Source organism: Insulibacter thermoxylanivorax (genome assembly GCF_015472005.1).
GTDB lineage: Bacteria > Bacillota > Bacilli > Paenibacillales > DA-C8 > Insulibacter > Insulibacter thermoxylanivorax.
Genome location: NZ_BMAQ01000006.1, coordinates 168,101 through 189,065 on the forward strand (window position 1 = coordinate 168,101; position 20,965 = coordinate 189,065).

Below are 20,965 nucleotides of genomic sequence, written 5' to 3' on the forward strand. Positions count from 1 at the left end.
ATTTGGGATAGAAAAAAATCGGTAATCATTTATTTAACGCCCGGTGTATCAGCCGAACGGGAAGCGGAAGCCCTTGTTCTTGCTGAGTTTCTTCAGCGCCTTGCCCCTGCTGCCGCTCATCATGTTCGAGAATTGCTTCATCATCTTGCGCATGTCTTCGAACTGCTTGAGCAGGCGGTTCACATCCTGCAGAGTGGTTCCGCTGCCCTTGGCGATGCGCTTGCGGCGGCTGGCATTGATGATCTCAGGCCGGCGGCGCTCCTCTGGGGTCATCGACTTGATGATCGCTTCGGTGCGCGCCATCTGCTTCTCGTCGACCTTCAGGTCTTTGAGCCCTTTGGCCTTGCCGATGCCCGGCAGCATATCGAGAAGCTGATCCAGTGGTCCCAGCTTCTTGATCTGCTCCAGCTGTTCCTGGAAGTCCTCCAGCGTAAACTCCGCCCGGCGCATCTTGCGCTCGAGTTCCGCTGCCTTCTCCGCATCGATGCTGGCCTGCGCCTTCTCGATCAGCGAGAGCATATCGCCCATGCCGAGGATGCGGGAGGCCATTCGCTCTGGATGGAAAGGCTCCAGCGCATCGATCTTCTCGCCCATCGCTGCAAACTTGATCGGGCAGCCGGTGACGGCCTTGACGGAGATCGCTGCACCGCCGCGGGTATCGCCGTCCAGCTTGGTCAGCACGACGCCCGTCAGCTCCAATTGCTCGTTGAAGCTCTGCGCCACATTCACCGCGTCCTGTCCGGTCATCGCATCGACGACGAGCAGGATCTCATCCGGCTTCACCGCATCGCGGATCTGCTTCAGCTCATCCATCAGCTCTTCATCGATATGAAGGCGTCCAGCCGTATCGATGATCACATAGTCGAGATGGTTCTCCTTGGCATGTTCAACGGCCTTCGCCGCGATCTCAACCGGGTTCGTCTCGCCAAGCGAGAACACGGGCACCTTGATCTGTTCGCCCAGGATCTGCAATTGTTTGATCGCAGCCGGGCGGTAGATATCCGCCGCGACGAGAAGCGGCTTGTGATTCTGCTTCTGGAGCAGGCGCGCGAGCTTCCCGGAAGTCGTCGTCTTACCCGCACCCTGCAGCCCCGCCATCATGATCACCGTGGGCGGGCGCGTCGAACGGGCCAGCTTGCTGTGGGTGCCGCCCATCAGCTCCGTTAATTCCTTATTGACGATATCGATGACGACCATACCCGGCGTGAAGCTCTTCAACACTTCCTGACCGATCGCGCGTTCTCTGACTTTATTGATAAAGTCTCTGACGACCTTGAAGTTCACGTCCGCTTCCAACAGCGCCAGACGCACTTCTCGCAGCGCTTCGTTAACATCTTCCTCCGTTACCTTGCCCTTGCCGCGCAGCTTGCTGAACACACTCTGCAGCCTGCCGGTCAACCCTTCAAACGCCACAGGATCTCCTCCAATGCTAAGGGAAATTCCAATATCATCAACATACTGCAGCGATTATGTTCGGTCTACTTCCTCCAACTGCATGAGCAGCCGTTCGATCGCTGTTCTCTGCTCATCTGACAGCTGTCTCGCGATCTCTCTCATCTCATGAATCGTCCGCTGCCTCTGTTCATGGCGGGACAGAAGACCGAGCTTGTCCTCGTAATCCTCGAGGATCGCCTCAGTACGTTTAAGTTGATCATACACTGCTTGTCTAGACACTGCAAACTCGGCAGCGATCTCACTCAGCGAGTAATCATCATGGAAATAATATTGCATATATGTGCGCTGTCTCTCTGTGAGCAGCGAGCCGTACCAATCAAACAGGAGGTTCATGCGCGTCGTTTTGGCTAACATTTCTTGTTCGGATGCATGCTTCACCATGCGTCATGCCCCCTTTCCTTCAAGAGGGTGTAAAGGAACTATCCTTGACACTGATCATAACCTCTACTATATTAACGAATCCATCTATGGCTGTCAAGCTGATTTTCTTGTCACCTCTATGAACCGCAAAAAAACCGATGACTCTACAGCAAGAGATTCATCGGCGATCGTTCATTGATGACTCATTGATAATTTTTTAGGAATCATTGGGGGGGCTTTGGTGATTCTTGTGGATTCATCGGCGGTGATCTATCCCCGACTGATCGATCGGGATCTATCATCGACCTATCGGTGATTCTCATCGATTTATCGGTGATTAAGCGGTACTCAAGCGGCGGGCTGGTGAGGAAGCATTGCTCGAATGATTGGATCAACCTCTTAAGGCTGCTGATCGTTCTCCGGATTTTGTATGATTTTTAGGATAAAACACCTGCAGTTGCAGCTTTTCTTTCGGAAATTGTACGATTTTTAGGTCAAAATCTGCTAGATTCGCCATTTAATGCACCATCTTATACGAAATTTCGTACAAAACACTGCGGCAGATGGCTTGTCCTCCAGCCTTTATCCCATTTTTCGTATAAAACTCCTTGGAACAGATATCCCCAACATGTTTTTGTTCTATATTCTTACAAAACTTTCGCTTGCTCCATGTTCAGCCCCATCTATGCTCTGGCTTATCCATGCTTTGGATCATCCACGATTTGGGCCCATCCATGCTTTGATTCATCCACGCCTCCCACTCATGCTCCGCTCCACGAATGTTCCATCGACGAGAAACCAAGCATCTGTTCTCCCAATCTATTGCAAGATTCCCATGCTTTCGATATGCTTCTTCGTCTCAGGAGTTCCGAGCTCATGGATCTTGCGGTAGATAGCCTTAAGCTGATCATCATATCGGTCATTCTCGGCGTCATCATGGTATTGCACATAGGGGATATGCGATCGCAGCGCGGATTCGCGGTCCAGGTCATCCAGTGCCTCAAACATCCCTTGCAGGGATGCCACATCCTCTTCTGAAGCAAGAATTTCAAATTCATATGCACTGTCGCTTTGCTGCTCCATAACCGATTCAGCCTGCACCGAAACATAATAAGTTCGTTTGTCCATCATCTTTGCCCTCCCGATGTCATGCGTTCTATGGTACGTCATACGTTTCACGGCTCGTCATTCGTTATACATAACATCATGTCTTCAACGCTGCGTCCGACCGTACTTTTTCAGATCCTGTACTCGTCCGGGCTTCATGTTTCGCATCCTCATATCCTGTTTCTTTAACATTAAGTTCATTACTCGTTTGATGCTCTCCTAATGCTTTTCTTTATGCTCTCTTTGCTCCGCCGACATCCTGCCCCGTACTTCCCAAGATGATGCACTACCCGCCTGGATACGCGCCTCCGGGATACTTTATCAAAAAGTATACGGCTACGAATAAGATGAGAATTATGAAGATCACATAGGTCCATAGGATGGGATTGGCTTTCATTTTGTGTTTTGAAACCGTACCGCTGACCCCTTCGTCTAGAACTTCGCCTTTTCTCTTCTCCATTGCCACTCGCAGCGAAGAGATTAGACCTAAAGCAACGACTACGATGGATAGTATAAGCAGCACTTGCCACCAGGGCATGGAATCCTCCTGCCTTTCCTGCCGTACGGCCTGTCGCACGGATACTTTATCCTTATCTTTCCGCTTCAAGCCGTCGTTCATACATCCTGCCCGCTTACGGAGCACGAAATATATTTAAATTGTGCGGTCTAGTATGTAATTGGTGCGTGAGACAACATTTTCTGGTGATTCAACTTTTGACGATAGAGAACCCGTACGTGAGACGACAAAATGTGTTGATCCAGCCCCACAACGGCGAAAGCCAGACGCGAGACGACAGATCCTGTTGACTCAACTTGGGCCAATGGGGATCCAGTACGTGAGACGATAATTCTATTGACTCATAACTCTTAACTCAGCATTCTCCATTTCAAAACCCGATCATAATCAGATAATGAAAAAAAGCCGGCCGCCCTTTAGGCAGCCAGCGTTACATAAACACTATCTTGTTTCTACATCTTGATTCTACACTTCCGACGACTCCATATCCTCTTCCGTGACCAAACCAGCGAACAGAGCATGGACGAACTGCTCCGAATCGAAGGGTTCTAAGTCGTCCATCTTTTCACCCAGACCGACGAACTTCACGGGGATATTCAACTCATTGCGAATCGCGATGACGATGCCGCCCTTGGCGGTGCCGTCCAGTTTGCTGAGCACAAGCCCTGTGACGCCCGTCTTCTCGCCGAATAACTTCGCTTGGCTCAGGGCGTTCTGCCCCGTCGTCGCATCGACGACGAGCAGCACCTCATGGGGGGCCCCCGGTACTTCACGGCCGATTACGCGGTAGATCTTGTTCAGCTCCTCCATCAGGTTCGTCTTGTTCTGCAGACGACCTGCGGTATCACAGAGCAGGACGTCGATCTTGCGCTGTTTGGCCGCTTGCACCGCATCGTAGATCACCGCTGCCGGATCAGAGCCGGCTTGGTGTTTGATCACGTCCACGCCGACACGCTGTCCCCATACTTCCAACTGCTCAATCGCTCCAGCGCGGAAGGTGTCCCCCGCTGCCAGAAGCACTGATTTGCCTTGGCTTTTGAGACGGTGGGCCAGCTTGCCGATGGTCGTCGTTTTGCCTACGCCGTTAACCCCGACGAACAGGATCACCGTCAAGCCGTCTTCGTTCAAGCGAAGTTCCACATCGGTGTCATCGCCCTTTAGCAAGGACACGAGTTTCTCGGAGAGGATCGGCTTAAGCTGTCCGGCATCCTCGATCCGCTGTTTCTTCACTTCGCTGCGCAGATCATCGATCAGCTCCATCACCGTTGTCACGCCGACATCGGCGCTGATCAAGATCTCCTCCAGCTCTTCATAGAATGCCTCGTCGATCTTCTTATATCTGCGCAAGAGGTCATCCATCTTCTCCGTAAAGGCGCTCGTCGTCTTCTGCAAGCCTTCTTTGAACTTCGTTGTAACGCTCTCCGCCTTTGTGGAGATCGACTCGCGTAACTTTTTGAAAAAATTCATCTTCCAACCTCCGCCAACTGATAGTTCCACAACTGATTGAATCCCTTGAACTCCCTTGGATTCGCTGGAATCCCCTTAACATCCCTTGGTTTCTCTACGATTCGCTTGAATCGCTTAGATACGCTGAGACGTGCCTGATCCACGCTTTATGCCGATACGGGTTCACCGTCTTCCAACCGTACCGATACCAGCTTCGATACGCCGTCTTCTTCCATCGTCACGCCGTACAGGACGTCCGCTTCCTCCATCGTGCCCTTGCGGTGCGTGACCACGATGAACTGCGTCTGATTGGAGAATTCCCGCAGATAAGATGCGAAGCGCGAGACATTCGCTTCATCGAGGGCTGCCTCTACTTCGTCCAGCACGCAGAAGGGCACGGGACGAACGTGGATGATCGCAAACAGCAGCGCGATCGCCGTGAGCGCCTTCTCACCGCCGGAGAGAAGCTGAAGATTCTGCAGCTTCTTGCCCGGCGGCTGGGCGATGATATCGATACCGGTCTCCAGGATATTGTCGGGATCGCTCAATATGAGATCAGCCCGTCCGCCGCCGAACAGCTTTACGAACACCTTCTTGAATTGCTCGCGAATCTGTTCGAAGGTTTGGGTGAAGCGCTCCGACATCTCCCGTTCGATATCCTTGATCACCTCGTACAAAGTTTCCTTCGCTTCGACGAGGTCATTCTTCTGACGGGTGAGGAAATCATACCGTTCACTCACGCGCTCATACTCATCAATCGCGCCGAGGTTCACATCGCCGAGCTGAGTGATCCGGCGTTTTAGATCCCTGACAGCCGCCTGCGTGCCCAGGATGTCCTGAGGAACTGGATACCTTTCCTTAGCGAGCTCATAACCAATCTCATAATCTTCAGCCAGATGCTTAAGCAGGTTGTCCAGCTCGACATCGAGACGGTTCAGCCGCACTTCCAGCTGGTGTACTCTCGCTTCAACTTCCTGCAGCTGGACTCGCTGTTCCTTCGTCTCTTCCTCACGCTGAGCGAGATCTTGCAGCTTCTGGGCCCGATCAGCGCGCATGAATTCGATGCGCTGCGCACATGCATCCCGTTTCTCGAGAAGCTGCTCATAGAGCACGGATTGGCGCTTGATCTCGTCCGTCGTGCGGGCGATCTCAGCATCCGTGTTCTTGAGCGTCTGCTCTGTTTCCTCCTGCTCCTGCAACAACGCAGCCAGCTCATCAGTTGTACGCTGCATCTGCTGCCGCATCGCAGAGCGGTCCTGCGTAACGGAGGCGATCTCCACCTTCAGCTCAGTGAGCTGGGTTTGCAGCTGATCCTTCGCAAACTCCTGGGACTTGCGCAGTTCCTCTGCTTGACGAAGCTGTTCATTGAGCGAGTCTTCCGCCTCCGCAAGCTCCTGTAGCTTGTCCTGTACTTCAGCCAGGCGCTGCTCGATCTGCCGGCGTTCGTGAAGCACCGTCTGCTGGTCCTGCTCCGTCACCCGCAGCAGGGCTTCGATATTCTGGAGCTGCTGATTCGCCTGTTCGATCTGGGACTGAAGTGCTTGCTCCTGCAGCCGACCTTGTTCGCCCAAGCGGCGAAGTTTCTCCAAATCTACCTGCAGGCGTTTGATCTCCTGCTCTTCATATCGCACCATCGTGCCGGCATCTTCGAGTTCGCTGCCGAGGCCGCGGATCTCCTGCTCCAGCTGATCTATGATCCGCTGCCGGCCCAGCAGGCTGTTCGTCTTCTTCTGGAGGCTCCCCCCGGTCATCGAGCCGCCGGGGTTGACAACGTCGCCGCCAAGGGTGACGATCCGATAGCGGTACTTCAAACGGCCTGCGAGTTGGTTGGCATGTTCCAGCGTCTCGGCGATGACGACATTGCCGAGCAGATTGGCAGCAATCTGATGATAACGTTCCTCATACGTAACCAGATCCACAGCGATGCCGATATACCCCGGCATCTTCTGAATCATTCGCAATTCCTGTTCAGCTATGTAACGCCCGCGCATGACATCGAGGGGCAGAAAGGTCGCGCGCCCGGCCTGCTGCTTCTTCAAGTAAGCGATTGCTGCGCGGGCCGCTGCTTCATCCTCCATGACGATGTTCTGCAGCGCTCCGCCGAGGGCAATCTCGATCGCCGTTTCATATTGTTCGGGTACATGGATCAGTTCGGCAACAGCGCCGTGCACGCCTCTTAAGGCACCGTTCTCCCGCGCTTTGAGCACGGTTCTTACGCCGAGAGCGAAGCCGTCGAAGTCCTCTTTCATCTCCTGCAGCGTATCGCGTCTTGAGGATAGACCGTCCATCTTCTGCTGCAACTCCCGCAGCTTGCGGTTCCAGCCCTCGAGCTCCGTTTCCGCATGACGGATCTTCTCCGTGATCTCGAGATATTGCTGCCGCGTCTCTTCAAGTGAAGCTGAGGTTTCTTGGAGCTTCTCCTGGAGATTAGCGATGCGCGATAAGATTTCATCGCGTTCTCCCTTCGCCCGCTCGATATCGCTGCCGAGTTTCTCCTGCCGTCTCTGCAGCGTCTCCTCCTGCTGCTCCAAGTAGCGAACCTCGTTGCGATGTTGGGCTGCCGAGCTCAGCACTTCCAGCATCTCGGCTCGCAGATCTTCCTCCCGTGCAGCATCGGCCCCTTCCACACCTTGGAGGCGGGCCTGTTCCTCTTGCAGCCGGCGCTGCAGTTGCTTCAGCTGTTCTTCCACTTCCATGAGCCGCTTCTCCAGGGCAGCTTGTTCTTCCCGTCTCGCGTCGATGCGGCCTTGCAAGGTGAGAAGCTTGTCCTTATTCTGAGTGCGCTGAATCTCAAGGTTGCGGCGCCGCTCCTTCAGCACCTCGACCTGGCCGTCGGACTTTTCCGCTTCTCCGCTCACCTCCAGCAGGTGCTGCTGCTCCTTCTCCAACTGTTCCTCCAGTTGGCGGATCTCCAAGCGGAACTTCTCTAACGAAGCATCATGCTGGCTGATAACCGTTGAAAGCGCCAGCTGCTCCTCTTGCAGCTGGCCGAGTTTCTGCTTCGTCTCGCTCCATGAAGCATGCACCTGCTCGATTTGATGCACATAGAGCGCGATCTCATTGGCCTTCAGCTGTTCTTTCAGATCTTTGTACCGCTTCGCTTTCTCCGCTTGTTCATGGAGGGGCTCAAGCTGTCCTTCCAGTTCCGCGATCAGGTCCTCGATCCGCACGAGATTTTGCTCCGTTTCCGCAAGCTTCTTCTCGGCTTCTTTTTTGCGGGATTTGTACTTCACGATCCCGGAAGCTTCTTCGAAGATACCCCGTCTTTCCTCAGACTTCGTGCTCAAGATTTCTTCGATGCGACCTTGTCCGATGATGGAGTAAGCCTCTTTGCCGATCCCGGTATCCATGAATAATTCCGTGATGTCTTTCAGGCGGCAGGCCTGTTTGTTGATAAAATATTCACTTTCCCCGCTGCGCATGATCCGGCGGGTAATCGTTACTTCAGAATAATCCAGGGGAAGTTTCTGCGAAGAATTGTCCAAAGTCAAAGAAACCTCGCTGTAGTTCACCGGTTTGCGCGTGTCGCTTCCTGCGAAGATCACGTCTTCCATCTTGCCGCCGCGAAGTGACTTGGCACTCTGTTCCCCCAGCACCCAGCGGATCGAATCGGATATATTACTCTTGCCGCTGCCGTTAGGACCGACGACAGCTGTAATACCTGGCACAAACTCCAGCTCGGTTCTGTCAGCGAATGATTTGAACCCCTTCAGCTCAATCCGCTTTAAGTACATGAACTCACCTCTAACGCCCTAAACATAGTATGGAAGCAGGATGCGAATAAGATCCCTCGCCCTGCCTGCCAGCAGCCACAACTTTCAGCGCACGGTCTGTACCGATGAACGCCAAGTGCTCTGCAGCGATCTTATACGGCTGCAAGCCATGTTTGCTGTATGGTTCAGCAGCCTGTCACGGGCAGATTCACGGCAGATCCCTGCATGGCAGATTAAATATGCTAAACATGCTCATAATAGAAAACTGTCGGAGCAAGTGCCGCCGACAGTCCTCTAATATATGCTATGGGGTCGTCAACTCGGCCAAAGCTTTCGCGGCTGCCTGTTGCTCCGCTTCTTTCTTCGTGCGACCGGACCCTCTGCCCAGGCACACCTCATTCATATACACTTCGGAGATGAAGTGCTTATCATGAGCCGGTCCTTGTTCATCGACGATCCGATATTCCAATAAACCCAGTGCATGTTGTTGCACATACTCCTGCAATCGAGTCTTATAGTCGGTGATTTGCGGTTGGTCATACTGCGAGATCTTCGGAAACATGACGCGATGCAAAAAATCCTGAACCGCCTGGATGCCTTGATCAAGATACAGCGCCCCGATAAACGCTTCAAAAACATCGGCAAGCAGCGCCGGCCTGCTGCGCCCGCCGGTGATCTCTTCTCCTCTTCCCAAGCGGACATAAGAGCCGAACTCGAGTTCATTGGCGAACTCGACCAGCGAGGGTTCGCAGACGATCGAAGCGCGAAGCTTCGTGAGTTCCCCTTCTGTCCGCTTCGGATAACGGTGATAGAGATAATCGGACACGCACAGTTCCAGCACCGCATCGCCTAGAAACTCTAAGCGTTCATTGTGGACGGCTTTCCCTCGATTTTCATTGACATACGATGAATGCGTAAATGCCTGAGCGAGCAGTTTGCGATTGTGAAATCGAATATTCAGCGCTTGCTCCAACTCTCGCAAATCACGGTTCATGGGGCAGAGCTCCTTTGGTCAGAGTCTTACTGATATCGTACGCTGTCTCATCCTTCGTGCAGCATCCTTCGCACAGCTCCTGCTTACTCCTCATAACGCTTCAAGATTAAGGTAGCATTGTGTCCGCCGAAGCCGAAGGAGTTCGACATCGCCACATCCACCTTCGCCTCTCGGGCTTGGTTCGGCACAACGTCGAGATCGCACTCAGGATCTTGATTGTCCACATTGATCGTCGGCGGGACGACGCCTTTATTGATCACCAGTGTGGAGATGATCGCTTCCAAACCGCCGGCAGCCCCCAGCAGATGCCCCGTCATCGATTTGGTCGAGTTGACGAGGAGGCGGGATGCTTCATCGCCGAACACGGTCTTAATCGCAGCGATCTCCGCCTTATCCCCTACCGGTGTAGAGGTGCCGTGTGCATTGATATAATCAATATCCTGCAGGTCAAGCCCGGCATCGCGGATCGCCATGCGCATGCAGCGAACGGCGCCTTCACCGCCGGGAGCGGGATCCGTCATATGGTATGCATCTGCACTCATGCCGTAACCAACGACTTCTGCGTAAATCTTAGCCCCGCGTTTCTTCGCATGTTCTAGGGATTCCAGCACAAGCACGCCCGCACCTTCGCCCATGACGAAGCCGTCGCGGTCGATATCGAAAGGCCGGCTGGCGCGTTCCGGTTCGTCGTTGCGCGTGGACATCGCGCGCAGCGCACAGAAACCAGCCATCCCGACCATACGAATCGTCGCTTCCGCACCGCCGCAGATCATGATGTCGGCATCTCCGCGCTGGATCATCCGGGCGGAATCGCCGATCGCATGGCTTCCAGTAGCGCAAGCGGTAACTACGTTCGTATTGGGTCCCTTAGCTCCCGTCAGCATCGAGATCTGACCGGATGCCATGTTCGAGATCATCATCGGGATGAAGAACGGGCTCACCCTTCGATGTCCCTTCTCCAACAAGATCATGTGTTGTTCTTCCCATGTACCGAGGCCGCCGATGCCGGAACCGACGATGACGCCGACGCGTTCCGGATCCGCATTCGTGCCGATATCAAGGCCGGCATCTTGAATGGCTTTCTTCGAAGCTGCTACGGCGAACTGCACAAAACGGTCCATCCGCCGTGCTTCTTTCCTATCTATATAATCCTCAGGATCAAAATCTTTCACTTCTGCTGCGATTCTTGTAGGCAATTCGCTGGCATCGAACGACGTGATCGTCGATACCCCGGATTTTCCCTGAACCAGATTCGTCCACAATATATCTAGATCGGAACCGAGCGGCGTGATCGCCCCCATGCCGGTTACTACTACTCTATGTTTCATCATTACCCACCTCGGTAAGGATATCGGATGTTCAGCTCGTGATGAACGAATGCGTTCGAGCCGATTGCTTCTATAGTTTCAACCGCAGTTAATGTGGATAAGTCCCGTTATGCACGGGACTTAAAGATTACTTGTGAGATTCTATGTACGAGATTACCTCTCCTACATTCGTAATCTTCTCAGCATCTTCGTCGGAAATCTCCATGTCGAACTCATCCTCAAGTTCCATCACGAGTTCCACGATATCCAGAGAATCAGCACCCAGGTCATCTTTGAAAGATGCTTCTGGAGTAACTTCAGATTCATCCACACCCAAGCGATCCACGATAATGCGCTTCACGCGGTCAAACACGTCGGACATCCGGTTCACCTCCCTCTTGGTATTATAGTAGAATAGCTCATAAAATGCCATAGGACTTCTCCGATTAGCCCATGTACATGCCGCCGTCAACATGAATCGTCTGGCCGGTCATATAATCGGCATCCTCGGAGGCGAGCACGCGGACGATCCGCGCGACATCCTCCGGCTGTCCCAGTCTTCCCAGCGGAATCGACTTGAGCAGCTGTTCGCGCGTCTCCTCGCTGAGCTGATCGGTCATCTCCGTCGCGATGAAACCCGGGGCAACGCAGTTGACTGTAATGCCCCGCGAGGCCAGTTCCTTCGCCGCGCTCTTCGTCATGCCGATCACCCCGGCCTTGGCTGCGGCATAGTTGATCTGTCCGGCATTGCCGGCAGCACCGACAACGGAGGAGATGTTGATGATCCGGCCAAAGCGCTGCTTCATCATCGGCCGTGTCACGGACTTCATGCAGTTGAAGACGCCTTTCAAGTTCGTATTAATAACTTGATCGAATTCTTTTTCTTTCATACGCATAAGCAGATTATCCCGCGTGATGCCGGCGTTGTTCACAAGGATGTCGAGCTTGCCGAAATGTTCGAGTACTTGCTTCACCATGCTCTCGGCTTGTTCCATGTCGCCCACATCCGCCTTGACGAGCAGCGCCTGTCTGCCAAGCGCGCGCACGGCCTCCGCGGTTTCCTCCGCTGCTTGTACGTTGCCGGCGTAGTTCACGGCAACATCGGCGCCGGCTTCGGCGAGACTGATCGCGATCGCCCGTCCGATGCCGCGGGAGGCGCCGGTGACGAGCGCAACTCTGCCTTGCAATGACATATCGATTCCCTCACTTTCCCTCTCTATTCTTAAGTGCGGCGATCGCCGCCTCCAATGACTCCACGGAGTTCACCGTATAGACGGCAGCCGAGCGGTCGATCTTGCGGATCAGACCCGTCAGCACGGAGCCGGAACCGATCTCCACGAAGGTATCGACGCCCTGGGACAGGAGCCAGTTGATCGAATCTTCCCACAGAACCGGAGAGACCACTTGCCTCACGAGAAGCTCGCGGATCTCTTCCGCCTTGGTCACCGGTCCGGCCGTTACGTTGGCGACCACCGGGACCGCTGCATCCCGCATCTCCACTTGCTGCAGGACCTCGCGCAGACGGCTTGCTGCCGGTTCCATCAGGGAGGAGTGGAACGGACCGCTTACCTCGAGGGGGACGACCCGCCGCGCACCGATCTCCTTGCCCCGTTCAACGATCGCCTGCACGCCCGCCGCCGTTCCCGAGACGACGATCTGCCCCGGGCAGTTCACATTCGCCATCTCCACAGTTCCCGCCTGCTCGCTGACTTCCCGGCAGAGCGCAGCCAGCGCTTCGCGATCTGCCCCCAGGACCGCGGCCATCGCACCTTGCCCTGCGGGCACTGCCTGGTCCATGAATTCCCCGCGCAGGCGCACGGTGCGCACCGCATCGGTAAAGGACATCACTCCAGCGCATACGAGAGCACTGTATTCGCCAAGGCTGTGTCCGGCGACGTAGTCCGGCTGAAGACCGCTGTCCCGCAAGCTCTCCAGATAGGCGCAGCTTGTCGCCAGCAGGGCCGGCTGCGTGTGGTAAGTCAGCTTCAATTCATCCTCCGGTCCTTGGAAGATCAATTCGCTTAAAGGATAGCCAAGGGTTTCATCGGCGGCGCGGAACAGGGCTTGCGTCCCTTCATGCTGCCGGCAGATGTCCGCTCCCATGCCGACGCTCTGTGCACCCTGGCCTGGAAAAACATACGCTGTTAAGCCCATCTTACGCAACTCCTAACTGCACGATTTCTGCTTATCTTGTCAAAGCCGTTAACTTCATGTTCGATATGCATCATTTAATTCCTTCATGTCGTCACCAGATCAGCACAGAAGCTCCCCAGGTTAAGCCGCCGCCGAAGCCGACAAGCACGAGGCAGTCCCCCTCCTGCATGCGGCCTTCTTCCGCTGCTTCCGCCAAGGCGATCGGGATCGATGCCGCCGATGCATTGCCGTACTTATCCAGATTGATCATGCATTTGTCTTCGGGAAGGTTCAGCTTCTCCAAGGCCGAATGGATGATGCGGATATTGGCTTGATGCGGCACAAGCAGGTCAACATCATCCTTCGTGAGACCTGCTTTGTCCAGCGCTTCAAGGGCGGCTGAGCCCATGATGCGGACGGCGAACTTGAACACCTCTTTGCCCGCCATATAGATATAATGCTTCTTCTCGGCGATGCTCTCCGGCGATGCCGGGCAGCGCGAACCGCCGCCGGCCAGATTCAGCAGCTCCCCGCCGGAACCGTCGGCACCGAGCACGAAGGAGCGGAATCCCCGTCCATCCGGCACTTGCCCAAGCACAACCGCTCCCGCCCCGTCCCCGAACAGGATGCACGTGTTACGGTCCGTGTAATCCGTGATCTTGGATAAGCATTCCGCGCCGACAACGAGGACATGTTTGTACAGACCGGCAGCGATCATGCTGACGGCATTTGCCAAACTATAGATAAATCCCGAACACGCCGCCGACAGGTCGAAGGCCGCAGCGCGCTTCGCTCCCAGTTTCTCCTGCAGGACACAGGCCGTGGACGGAAAAGCCATATCCGGCGTGATCGTAGCAACGATGATCAAGTCGATATCATCGGCAGTCAGCCCGGCATTCTTCAATGCTTCTACCGATGCATGGTACGCCAGATCCGAGGACGCTTCCTCCGGAGAACTGATGCGCCGCTCGCGGATCCCGGTACGCGTGATGATCCAATCGTTGCTCGTGTCCACCATCTTCTCCAGATCAAAGTTGGTGAGCACTTTCTCCGGCACATATTTGCCTGTCCCAAGCACTCCTACCGACATTCCTAAATTCATAGCTGCCCCTCATTTCTCTTAATTTCCTCTCTGATCGCGTCTACCAGATGATTCATCAGCGCCGTCCGAGCTTGCCCGATGGCATTTTTGATCGCACCTGCATCTGAGGAACCATGACTCTTGATGACGATACCGTCGATTCCGAGCAGCGGGGCACCGCCGTGTTCACGATAATCGTATTGTTTGAACACCCTCAGCTTCGGTTTAAGGATGAGGCCTGCGATTTTCGTTAATGCCGAGCTCGTCAGCGTCTGTTTCAGCAAGGTGAAGATCGCCTTCTGCGCACCTTCAAAGGACTTCAACATGATGTTGCCGGCAAAGCCGTCACAGACGACGACATCGCAGACGCCGCTGAGGATGTCCCGGGCTTCCACATTGCCGATGAAATGGATCGGCAGTTGCTCCAACTGACTGTAAGCGGCTTTGGTCAGTTCATTGCCCTTCATCGCTTCAGTGCCGACATTGAGCAGGCCGACACGCGGCTGATCCAGCTGGTGAACCTTGCTGCGGTAGATCGTACCCATCACAGCATATTGCGCCAGATGTTCGGGACTGGCATCCATGTTTGCGCCAAGGTCCAGAGCCAGGGTGCCGCTTCCCTCGAGCGTCGGGATCATCGGCGCTAAGGCTGGACGATGGATGCCCGGGAGACGTCCGATAATCAGAAGCCCCGTTGCCATGAGGGCGCCGGTGTTGCCGGCGGACACAAGCGCATCGGCCTGCTTCTCCTTCACCATGCGGCCGGCGACGACCATCGACGCATCCTTCTTGCGCCGCACCGCCCTGACGGGCTCATCATCGGCTTCGATGACTTCCGATGCATGTTGAATCCGCACGTTGCCGGGCAATTTCCCGCCGCCGGCGGTGATGAACTGCGCGATCCGCGGCTCGTCGCCTACCAGGATGAGCTCGACATCGGCGAATTCCCGAGCTGCTTGCAGCGTTCCTGTGACCACCGCTTCCGGCGCATGGTCGCCGCCCATCGCATCAATTGCTATTCGCATGATTGTCTACCCCTTCTGTCTGATCTTGCTCGATGGTTTTGGTACGATAAATCATAAAATTACCTTGAAATACCTTTTCATCCCCAACATAAGTGAAGACTTCGACGTGCGCTTTGCCTCCGGCTTGGGAACCCGATCGCACATAGGCCTTGGCAACGCATTTCTCCCCCAGCCTCACCGGCCGGATGAAGCGGATGTCCGCAGAAGCGGTGAGCGCCACCTCGTCATCGATCACTGCCACAGCCAGTGAGTTGGCTTGCGAGAAGATATGGTGCCCTCTCGCGATCTTCGTGCGGGAGAACACATGCTCCGGTTTGATTTCGAAGATGGAGATGCCGCTTTTGTCCAGCTGCAGATCGATGACATCACCAATCACCTCGTGCAGCGGCAAGGAGCGCACTTGATCATAAGTCTGTTCAGCCATGAGCTTCAGCCGCTCCCGCAGCTCAGGGATGCCGAGTTCCAACCGGTCCAGCCGCACCGTCTGGATGCTGACGCCGAACTTCTTCATGAGATCCTCATCCGTTAGGAAAGGATTCTCTTCAATCGCTTTAGCGAGCTGTTGCTGCCGTTGTCGCTTAGGCAGTCTGCCGATTGCCCTCACCTCCCGGTATGATGAGTGAATATCGGATCGCCCGGGACGGACCCGGTCTCGTGATCATCGTTATGTATGGTTTTACATAGCTTTCATTCCGAAACAGCTTTGCAATGGTTCAACTATGATTCTGCAGCCGTTCCGCAACGTTCAGCTATAATTCCTGGTTCTATCAGCCAATCCGACAGCCGCACCCGTACACGCAGATCTTATCACCTGGTACTAGTAGTATATTATAAAACAAGCGGAAATGTGAAGTAAAATCCGCCGGACTTCCAAAAGCTGCACAGAAGAAAGGCGCCCTCATTCTCAAGAGGACGCCTCTGCTAACGCAATTATTGTTTGATCACTTCTTTGCCCTTATAGGTGCCGCAAACACGGCATACGCGGTGAGCAACCTTCATCTCGCCGCATTGTTCACACTTCACCATGCCTGGAATACTCAATTTATAATGAGTACGGCGTTTGTCGCGTTTCGACTTGGAAGTCTTGCGAAAAGGTACTGCCATGAATCCCACCTCCTTCAAAGCATGCCCTGTGGCAGCAATGAAACATGATCATTTCTCAAAAAACTTCTGCAATTCTGCCAGCCGCGGATCGATGCGCTCCATGCGGCAGGAACAGTCCGTTTCATTGCGATTCGTCCCGCAGACCGGACAGAGACCGCGGCAGTCCTCCTTGCACAAAGCAACGAACGGCACGGACATCAGATAGGCCGCTTCCAGATACGGAACTAAGTCAAACTCATTCTGCGGAATATAGAAGACATCGTCTTCTTCGTTCTCATCCTTAAATTGTTCATCCTGTGAAAATGATTCGTGAAAAGGAACATGGATATGTTCACTGACTTCATCCAGACAGCGGGAACAAGAAAATACGATGTCGCCATCGAGCTGCCCGTCGATCAGAAAGATCCCTGCTGCAAACTCAGCTGTAAGTTCAGCATGAACGGGAGTATGCCTTAAGATATCACGGCGGCTGCCGAGAGCCTGGCTCATGTCCAGCTGAGTTTCAAGCTGAATCGGTCCGTCCAGACCGGCCATTTCTTTAAAATTGATCTTCAACGGGCATCACCTCAAACAAACAAAATTTATTATATCGACTCCTATGGCTTCTTGTCAACTAAATTCAGCCAAGTATAGCAGGCGAATCCCGCTTGGGTTAAAATAGAAACCAATATGGAGCCGGACTTCAGATCTCCCCTATGACAATCTCTGGACTTGCAGGTCCTCAGCTCATCTTGCTTGCGAATCTTACGCTAACCCCACGATACAAGGAGTCATGAACATGCGCACAGTAGGGATCATCGTCGAATACAACCCGCTTCACAACGGTCATGTTTATCATTGCCAACAAGCGCGCCGCCTATCAAAGGCTGACGCCGTCGTCGCTGTGATGAGCGGGCATTTCTTGCAGCGAGGCGAGCCCGCGCTGACGAACAAATGGGCGCGTACGGAGATGGCGCTCAGCATGGGCGTCGATCTCGTGATCGAACTGCCCGTCGCTTATTCCGCGCAGCCTGCGGAATGGTTCGCCTACGGGGCGGTATCCGCCCTGCACTTAAGCGGCATTGTAGACAGCTTATGCTTCGGCAGCGAGAGCGGCGACATCGCATGGTTCAGCGAATTAGCGGATCTGCTCGCGGACGAGCCGGAGGTTTTGCAGAAGCAGCTGCACGCAAGGCTCAAACAAGGCTTAAACTATCCGCAGGCCTATACCCGCGCTGTCCAGTATGTACTGCGCAGCGAAGGGATCGGTGCCGCTGGATGCGGCACGGACGATGCATACGACCTTGCCAAACCCAACAATACGTTGGGCCTTCATTATATGATCGCCTTACGGCGGCTGGGCAGTTCCATCGCCCCGCTGACGATCAAGCGTGTGAAGGCCGGCTACCATGATCCGCTCGAAGCCGACGCACAGATCGCCAGTGCCACCGCAATCCGCGAGAAGCTGCTTGTCAGCGGTGATCTTGCCGCCATCCAGCCTTATATTCCACACTATACCGCAGAGATCCTGCAAAGGGAATGGGACGCCGGCCGCGCTCCAGTTCATTGGGAGCGGCTGGCCGTGCCGCTGATGCAAGCGATCCTCAGCCGCAGCAAAGAGGAATTAGCGGCACTGGCGGAAGTAAGCGAAGGTCTGGAGAATCGCATCCTGCGCGCATTGAACGAGCTGGAAGGCAGCTGCAGCGTCGAGCAGCTGATCGAGGGTTGCAAGACGAAGCGCTATACCCGCACGAAGCTGCAGCGCACCTTCACCCGCATCCTCCTCGGCCATCGCAAGGAACTGCTGACCCGGGATGTCTTGGCGCAAGGCGTTCCTTACCTGCGCATCCTCGGTTTCAGCCGCATCGGCCGGCAATTGCTGAAGCAAATGAAGCAAACCGCTTCTGTACCGATCATCACGAATGTCGGACAAGAGGTGCATCCGCTTATGCTGCTCGATATCCAAGCTACGGGCATCCACGCCCTTGGCTACCAGCACTTCACTGCCCATGATCTCCTGCGCGATTATTATGAACCGCCGCTGATGCTGCAGCAAGAAACTTCAGCGAGCGAAGAAGTCCCTGCAGCAGATGCGGCCGAAAGCGGATCGCTTTGAGCGGCGGCGGTCCGCTCGCTTAGGCAGCCGGGATAACCCTGTGAGACCCGATGCCAGCCGCGGCTGCCGCTTCATCCTCAGCACCTGCTTCCTCCGCCTGTATGGCTGCCCCCTCTGCGGCCGCTTTGGGAGGGAGCTTGCGCAGATATTCCAGCGCATCGCTCAGCGTGCGAACCTCCACGATCTGCATGTTGGAGCCGATCTCCTCCGCCGTCCGCACCGCTTCGGAATAATTCTTGATATGAAGACCCCGCTTCTCATCGATGTAATCCGCAGGGGCCAGGAAGATATCGGCGCCGTCCCGGTCCGCCCCGATCACCTTGTGGCGGATGCCGCCGATCACGCCTACATCGCCCTCGGGACTGATCTCTCCCGTACCGGCGATGCGATAGCCGCGGCTGATATCCTCCGGCACGAACCGGTTATAGATCTCCAGCGCGAACATCAAGCCGGCCGAAGGACCGCCGATGTCTTCCGTCGAAATCTTCACGCGGTACCGCTCATCCTCCGGCTCGACGCTGCGCATCACAAGCAGGGATACGCCCAGCCCTACCTCAGCTTCCTCTCCTTCAGAAGACGGCAGGCGGCGCAGCTCGATCTCTTCCGTGTAACGGACATTGCCGCGAAGGAAGGTCACGGACGCCAGATCCCCTTCCTTCTTGGTACTGAGATGCTGTTTCAGGTCTTCGAAGCGCTTGACGGCCTGCCCGTCAAGCGCCTCGATGCGGTCCCACAGCTGCAGCACCTCCGCCGCAGGATAGTCCGCCATGACGCTCTGCACATACAATCCTTGGTCCTCGTAGCGATAGGGGATGCCCAGCTCCTCGTACACCGCAAGGATCGCATGGTTCTGCGAACCGAGCATGTTGATCTGCTGCCGGCTGTGATACTGTTCCTCCGTCTCCCCTTCATAGAAAACTTCTTCGCGTTTGTGAAACTCCGCATACGGATCCAAACGCAGCATGAGATAGCTGAACAGATCCGGGTAGCTTTGGTAGACCGCCGTCAAGAGAAAGGCTCCTTCCTCCTTCCCGCCGGTTTCTGTCTCTACCATCTCCCCGATCTCCTCCGTCGGTCCGGGCAGATACACCACATAATTCGTAGGAATATTCTGCAAGATCATAATCGCGAGGATCGCCGCCAACATGGCGATGATCAGTGCATGGCCCAGCCGATATAAGGTGCGTTGCATGTTGTGCTCCTTTCTAAGCGCAGCGCTGCCGAGGGCATGCTCCGGTCATCCGTCGTCCAAGCAGGTCTAAACAAGCCCGGCAGAACGTAAGATGCAATAAGTCCACTTAACAGGAGGCAAAGCATCGGTGACTGCTTCAAATTTCCGCAACAGTCCCATATTAACCATCATCCTCGGCACAGCAGCCTGCTTCGTAGTCGGTTTTATCATTCTCTATCCCGATCAGATCCTGAACTCCTCTCTCGAAGGGCTCACAATCTGGTGGAAAATCGTCTTTCCGGCGATGCTGCCCCTTCTGATCCTCGTTGAGATCATGACCGCCATGGGCATCATGCACTTCATCGGCGCCCTGCTCGATCCCGTGATGCGCCGCATGTTCCGCCTGCCCGGCATCGCCGGCTGGTGCATCGCCGTCGGCTGGACCGCCGGGGCGCCGGCTGGCGTGCAGCATATCGCCAAGCTGCGCCATGCCGGGCAGCTCACACGGCAGCAGGCGGAACGCCTGCTGGCTCTGTCCTATGCAGCCAGTCCCGTGCTGATCGTCATCGTCATCGCCGCCGGTTTCTTCCAGCGGCCGGAGCTAGGCGTGCCGCTCCTCGTCATCCATTGGCTCGGCGCCCTGATCGCGGCGCTGATCGCGACGGATTCCGCTGCCGATCGCAAGCAGCAGTCTGCCGGCCCCGCCCAGCATCGCCGCCGCAGCAAGCGGCAGCCGGGACTCCTCCGCCGCAGTTTGCTGGCAATGGAGCAGGCCCGCTTCGAAGACGGGCGCAGTTTCGGCCGCCTGCTGGGGGACAGCGTCTTCGACTCCATCCAGAAGCTGATGATCGTCGGCGGATATATGATCTTCTTCGCCGTCATGCTCAAGATCATCTCCCTCTCCGGCGCAGACCACCTCATCATCCAAGGAGGCGCCGCCCTGGAAGCGGCCTTCGGCCTGCCTGCCGAATCCCCCGCCGCATGGCTTGCCGGTTTCTTCGAGCAGCATCTCGGCGCCTATGCCTTGCGCAGTGCTTCTTATGATATCTGGTCGCTGGCCGTATTAAGCGCCCTGCTGGGCTGGAGCGGCCTATGCCTGCAGGTGCAGACCCGTTCAGCGATGGCGGGGACGGATCTGCGAGCGGCCCCATTCCTCTTATCCCGTATCGTGCACGCCGCAGCGGGAGCGGTGCTCTCCTTCCTCCTCTTCCCGCTGCTGAACCTGCTGCCGGCAGCTGCCCGCGGCTTCCGCCTGTCCGAAGAAACGGGCGTGCCGGTATGGGCGGAATGGCCGTATGCAGCGGGAGCCTCCCGCGGTTATCCCGATCTCATCACCGTCATCCGCTTCGATGCCTGGCTCATCTTCGGCGCTTCCTGCGGGATCTTGCTCCTCGCTTTGCTCTCGCTTCTGTACGATGCGATGTCCGATGCGGGCCGCCGGCACAACGGCTGAACGC

19 protein-coding genes are annotated in these 20,965 nt (G+C 55.4%); 2 read left to right on the forward strand and 17 right to left on the reverse strand.

The genetic code is table 11. From position 1 onward, the window contains the following. Positions 1–48 precede the first annotated feature (48 nt). The 16 genes from ffh to PRECH8_RS05275 form a co-directional block, all read right to left on the reverse strand. On the reverse strand, positions 49–1,413 hold the full coding sequence (gene ffh, locus PRECH8_RS05200) for a signal recognition particle protein (protein ID WP_200966028.1): 1,365 nt from the start codon (positions 1,411–1,413) through the stop codon (positions 49–51). A gap of 54 nt (positions 1,414–1,467) precedes the next feature. Next, a complete protein-coding gene (locus tag PRECH8_RS05205; RefSeq protein ID WP_200966029.1) occupies positions 1,468–1,836 on the reverse strand; it encodes a putative DNA-binding protein in 369 nt (122 codons plus the stop codon). Positions 1,837–2,634: 798 nt separating this feature from the next. Next, a complete protein-coding gene (locus PRECH8_RS05210) occupies positions 2,635–2,943 on the reverse strand; it encodes a hypothetical protein (RefSeq protein ID WP_200966030.1) in 309 nt (102 codons plus the stop codon). Between the two features lie 961 nt (positions 2,944–3,904). After that, a complete protein-coding gene (gene ftsY, locus PRECH8_RS05215; protein ID WP_200966031.1) occupies positions 3,905–4,906 on the reverse strand; it encodes a signal recognition particle-docking protein FtsY in 1,002 nt (333 codons plus the stop codon). Continuing rightward, entirely contained in the window at positions 4,903–5,049 is a 147-nt protein-coding gene (locus PRECH8_RS05220) for a hypothetical protein (protein WP_200966032.1), read from the reverse strand. Before PRECH8_RS05220 ends, ftsY begins: the two co-directional genes overlap by 4 nt. A 3-nt stretch (positions 5,050–5,052) precedes the next feature. After that, positions 5,053–8,619, reverse strand: a complete 3,567-nt coding sequence (gene smc / locus PRECH8_RS05225) for a chromosome segregation protein SMC (protein ID WP_200966033.1) — start codon at positions 8,617–8,619, stop codon at positions 5,053–5,055. 283 nt (positions 8,620–8,902) lie between these two features. Next, positions 8,903–9,592, reverse strand: coding sequence for a ribonuclease III (gene rnc / locus PRECH8_RS05230; RefSeq protein ID WP_200966034.1), 690 nt, complete (start codon positions 9,590–9,592; stop codon positions 8,903–8,905). An 83-nt stretch (positions 9,593–9,675) separates the two neighbouring features. Next, positions 9,676–10,920 (reverse strand): beta-ketoacyl-ACP synthase II, encoded by a 1,245-nt coding sequence (fabF, locus tag PRECH8_RS05235; RefSeq protein ID WP_200966035.1) that lies wholly within the window; start codon positions 10,918–10,920, stop codon positions 9,676–9,678. A gap of 127 nt (positions 10,921–11,047) precedes the next feature. Beyond that, on the reverse strand, positions 11,048–11,281 hold the full coding sequence (gene acpP, locus PRECH8_RS05240) for an acyl carrier protein (RefSeq protein WP_200966036.1): 234 nt from the start codon (positions 11,279–11,281) through the stop codon (positions 11,048–11,050). A gap of 64 nt (positions 11,282–11,345) precedes the next feature. Beyond that, positions 11,346–12,092, reverse strand: coding sequence for a 3-oxoacyl-[acyl-carrier-protein] reductase (gene fabG / locus PRECH8_RS05245; protein WP_371871177.1), 747 nt, complete (start codon positions 12,090–12,092; stop codon positions 11,346–11,348). Positions 12,093–12,102: 10 nt separating this feature from the next. Beyond that, entirely contained in the window at positions 12,103–13,053 is a 951-nt protein-coding gene (gene fabD / locus PRECH8_RS05250; RefSeq protein ID WP_200966037.1) for an ACP S-malonyltransferase, read from the reverse strand. Between the two features lie 91 nt (positions 13,054–13,144). Further along, entirely contained in the window at positions 13,145–14,134 is a 990-nt protein-coding gene (locus tag PRECH8_RS05255) for a beta-ketoacyl-ACP synthase III (protein WP_276569090.1), read from the reverse strand. Beyond that, positions 14,131–15,138 (reverse strand): phosphate acyltransferase PlsX, encoded by a 1,008-nt coding sequence (plsX, locus tag PRECH8_RS05260; protein WP_200966038.1) that lies wholly within the window; start codon positions 15,136–15,138, stop codon positions 14,131–14,133. The genes PRECH8_RS05255 and plsX overlap by 4 nt, the downstream gene beginning before the upstream one ends. After that, complete coding sequence (fapR, locus tag PRECH8_RS05265; RefSeq protein ID WP_200966094.1) at positions 15,122–15,724, reverse strand: transcription factor FapR; 603 nt, start codon at positions 15,722–15,724, stop codon at positions 15,122–15,124. The genes plsX and fapR overlap by 17 nt, the downstream gene beginning before the upstream one ends. A gap of 344 nt (positions 15,725–16,068) precedes the next feature. Beyond that, on the reverse strand, positions 16,069–16,242 hold the full coding sequence (rpmF, locus tag PRECH8_RS05270) for a 50S ribosomal protein L32 (RefSeq protein WP_200966039.1): 174 nt from the start codon (positions 16,240–16,242) through the stop codon (positions 16,069–16,071). 48 nt (positions 16,243–16,290) lie between these two features. Further along, positions 16,291–16,797 (reverse strand): YceD family protein, encoded by a 507-nt coding sequence (locus PRECH8_RS05275; protein ID WP_200966040.1) that lies wholly within the window; start codon positions 16,795–16,797, stop codon positions 16,291–16,293. Between the two features lie 223 nt (positions 16,798–17,020). Here PRECH8_RS05275 and PRECH8_RS05280 point away from each other — a divergent pair, with 223 nt between their 5' ends. Next, positions 17,021–18,337 carry a nucleotidyltransferase gene (locus tag PRECH8_RS05280; protein ID WP_200966041.1) on the forward strand — a complete coding sequence of 439 codons (1,317 nt, stop codon included), beginning with the start codon at positions 17,021–17,023 and terminating at the stop codon, positions 18,335–18,337. A 19-nt stretch (positions 18,338–18,356) separates the two neighbouring features. On the opposite strand, the gene PRECH8_RS05285 is transcribed toward PRECH8_RS05280, so the two are convergent. Next, the gene (locus PRECH8_RS05285) at positions 18,357–19,529 is read right to left on the reverse strand and encodes a YlbL family protein (protein WP_200966042.1); all 1,173 of its coding nucleotides are present in this window, start codon (positions 19,527–19,529) and stop codon (positions 18,357–18,359) included. Between the two features lie 127 nt (positions 19,530–19,656). Between PRECH8_RS05285 and PRECH8_RS05290 the strand changes: the two genes are divergently transcribed. Beyond that, positions 19,657–20,961 (forward strand): nucleoside recognition domain-containing protein, encoded by a 1,305-nt coding sequence (locus tag PRECH8_RS05290; protein WP_200966043.1) that lies wholly within the window; start codon positions 19,657–19,659, stop codon positions 20,959–20,961. Positions 20,962–20,965: the final 4 nt, after the last annotated feature.

Coding starts and splice junctions, on each gene's coding strand:
- PRECH8_RS05205 (WP_200966029.1), bottom strand. CDS start 1,836: ATGGTGAAGCATGCATCCGAACAAGAAATGTTAGCCAAAACGACGCGC.
- PRECH8_RS05210 (WP_200966030.1), bottom strand. CDS start 2,943: ATGGACAAACGAACTTATTATGTTTCGGTGCAGGCTGAATCGGTTATG.
- ftsY (WP_200966031.1), bottom strand. CDS start 4,906: ATGAATTTTTTCAAAAAGTTACGCGAGTCGATCTCCACAAAGGCGGAG.
- smc (WP_200966033.1), bottom strand. CDS start 8,619: ATGTACTTAAAGCGGATTGAGCTGAAGGGGTTCAAATCATTCGCTGAC.
- rnc (WP_200966034.1), bottom strand. CDS start 9,592: ATGAACCGTGATTTGCGAGAGTTGGAGCAAGCGCTGAATATTCGATTT.
- fabF (WP_200966035.1), bottom strand. CDS start 10,920: ATGAAACATAGAGTAGTAGTAACCGGCATGGGGGCGATCACGCCGCTC.
- acpP (WP_200966036.1), bottom strand. CDS start 11,281: ATGTCCGACGTGTTTGACCGCGTGAAGCGCATTATCGTGGATCGCTTG.
- fabG (WP_371871177.1), bottom strand. CDS start 12,092: ATGTCATTGCAAGGCAGAGTTGCGCTCGTCACCGGCGCCTCCCGCGGC.
- fabD (WP_200966037.1), bottom strand. CDS start 13,053: ATGGGCTTAACAGCGTATGTTTTTCCAGGCCAGGGTGCACAGAGCGTC.
- PRECH8_RS05255 (WP_276569090.1), bottom strand. CDS start 14,134: ATGAATTTAGGAATGTCGGTAGGAGTGCTTGGGACAGGCAAATATGTG.
- plsX (WP_200966038.1), bottom strand. CDS start 15,138: ATGCGAATAGCAATTGATGCGATGGGCGGCGACCATGCGCCGGAAGCG.
- rpmF (WP_200966039.1), bottom strand. CDS start 16,242: ATGGCAGTACCTTTTCGCAAGACTTCCAAGTCGAAACGCGACAAACGC.
- PRECH8_RS05280 (WP_200966041.1), top strand. CDS start 17,021: ATGCGCACAGTAGGGATCATCGTCGAATACAACCCGCTTCACAACGGT.
- PRECH8_RS05285 (WP_200966042.1), bottom strand. CDS start 19,529: ATGCAACGCACCTTATATCGGCTGGGCCATGCACTGATCATCGCCATG.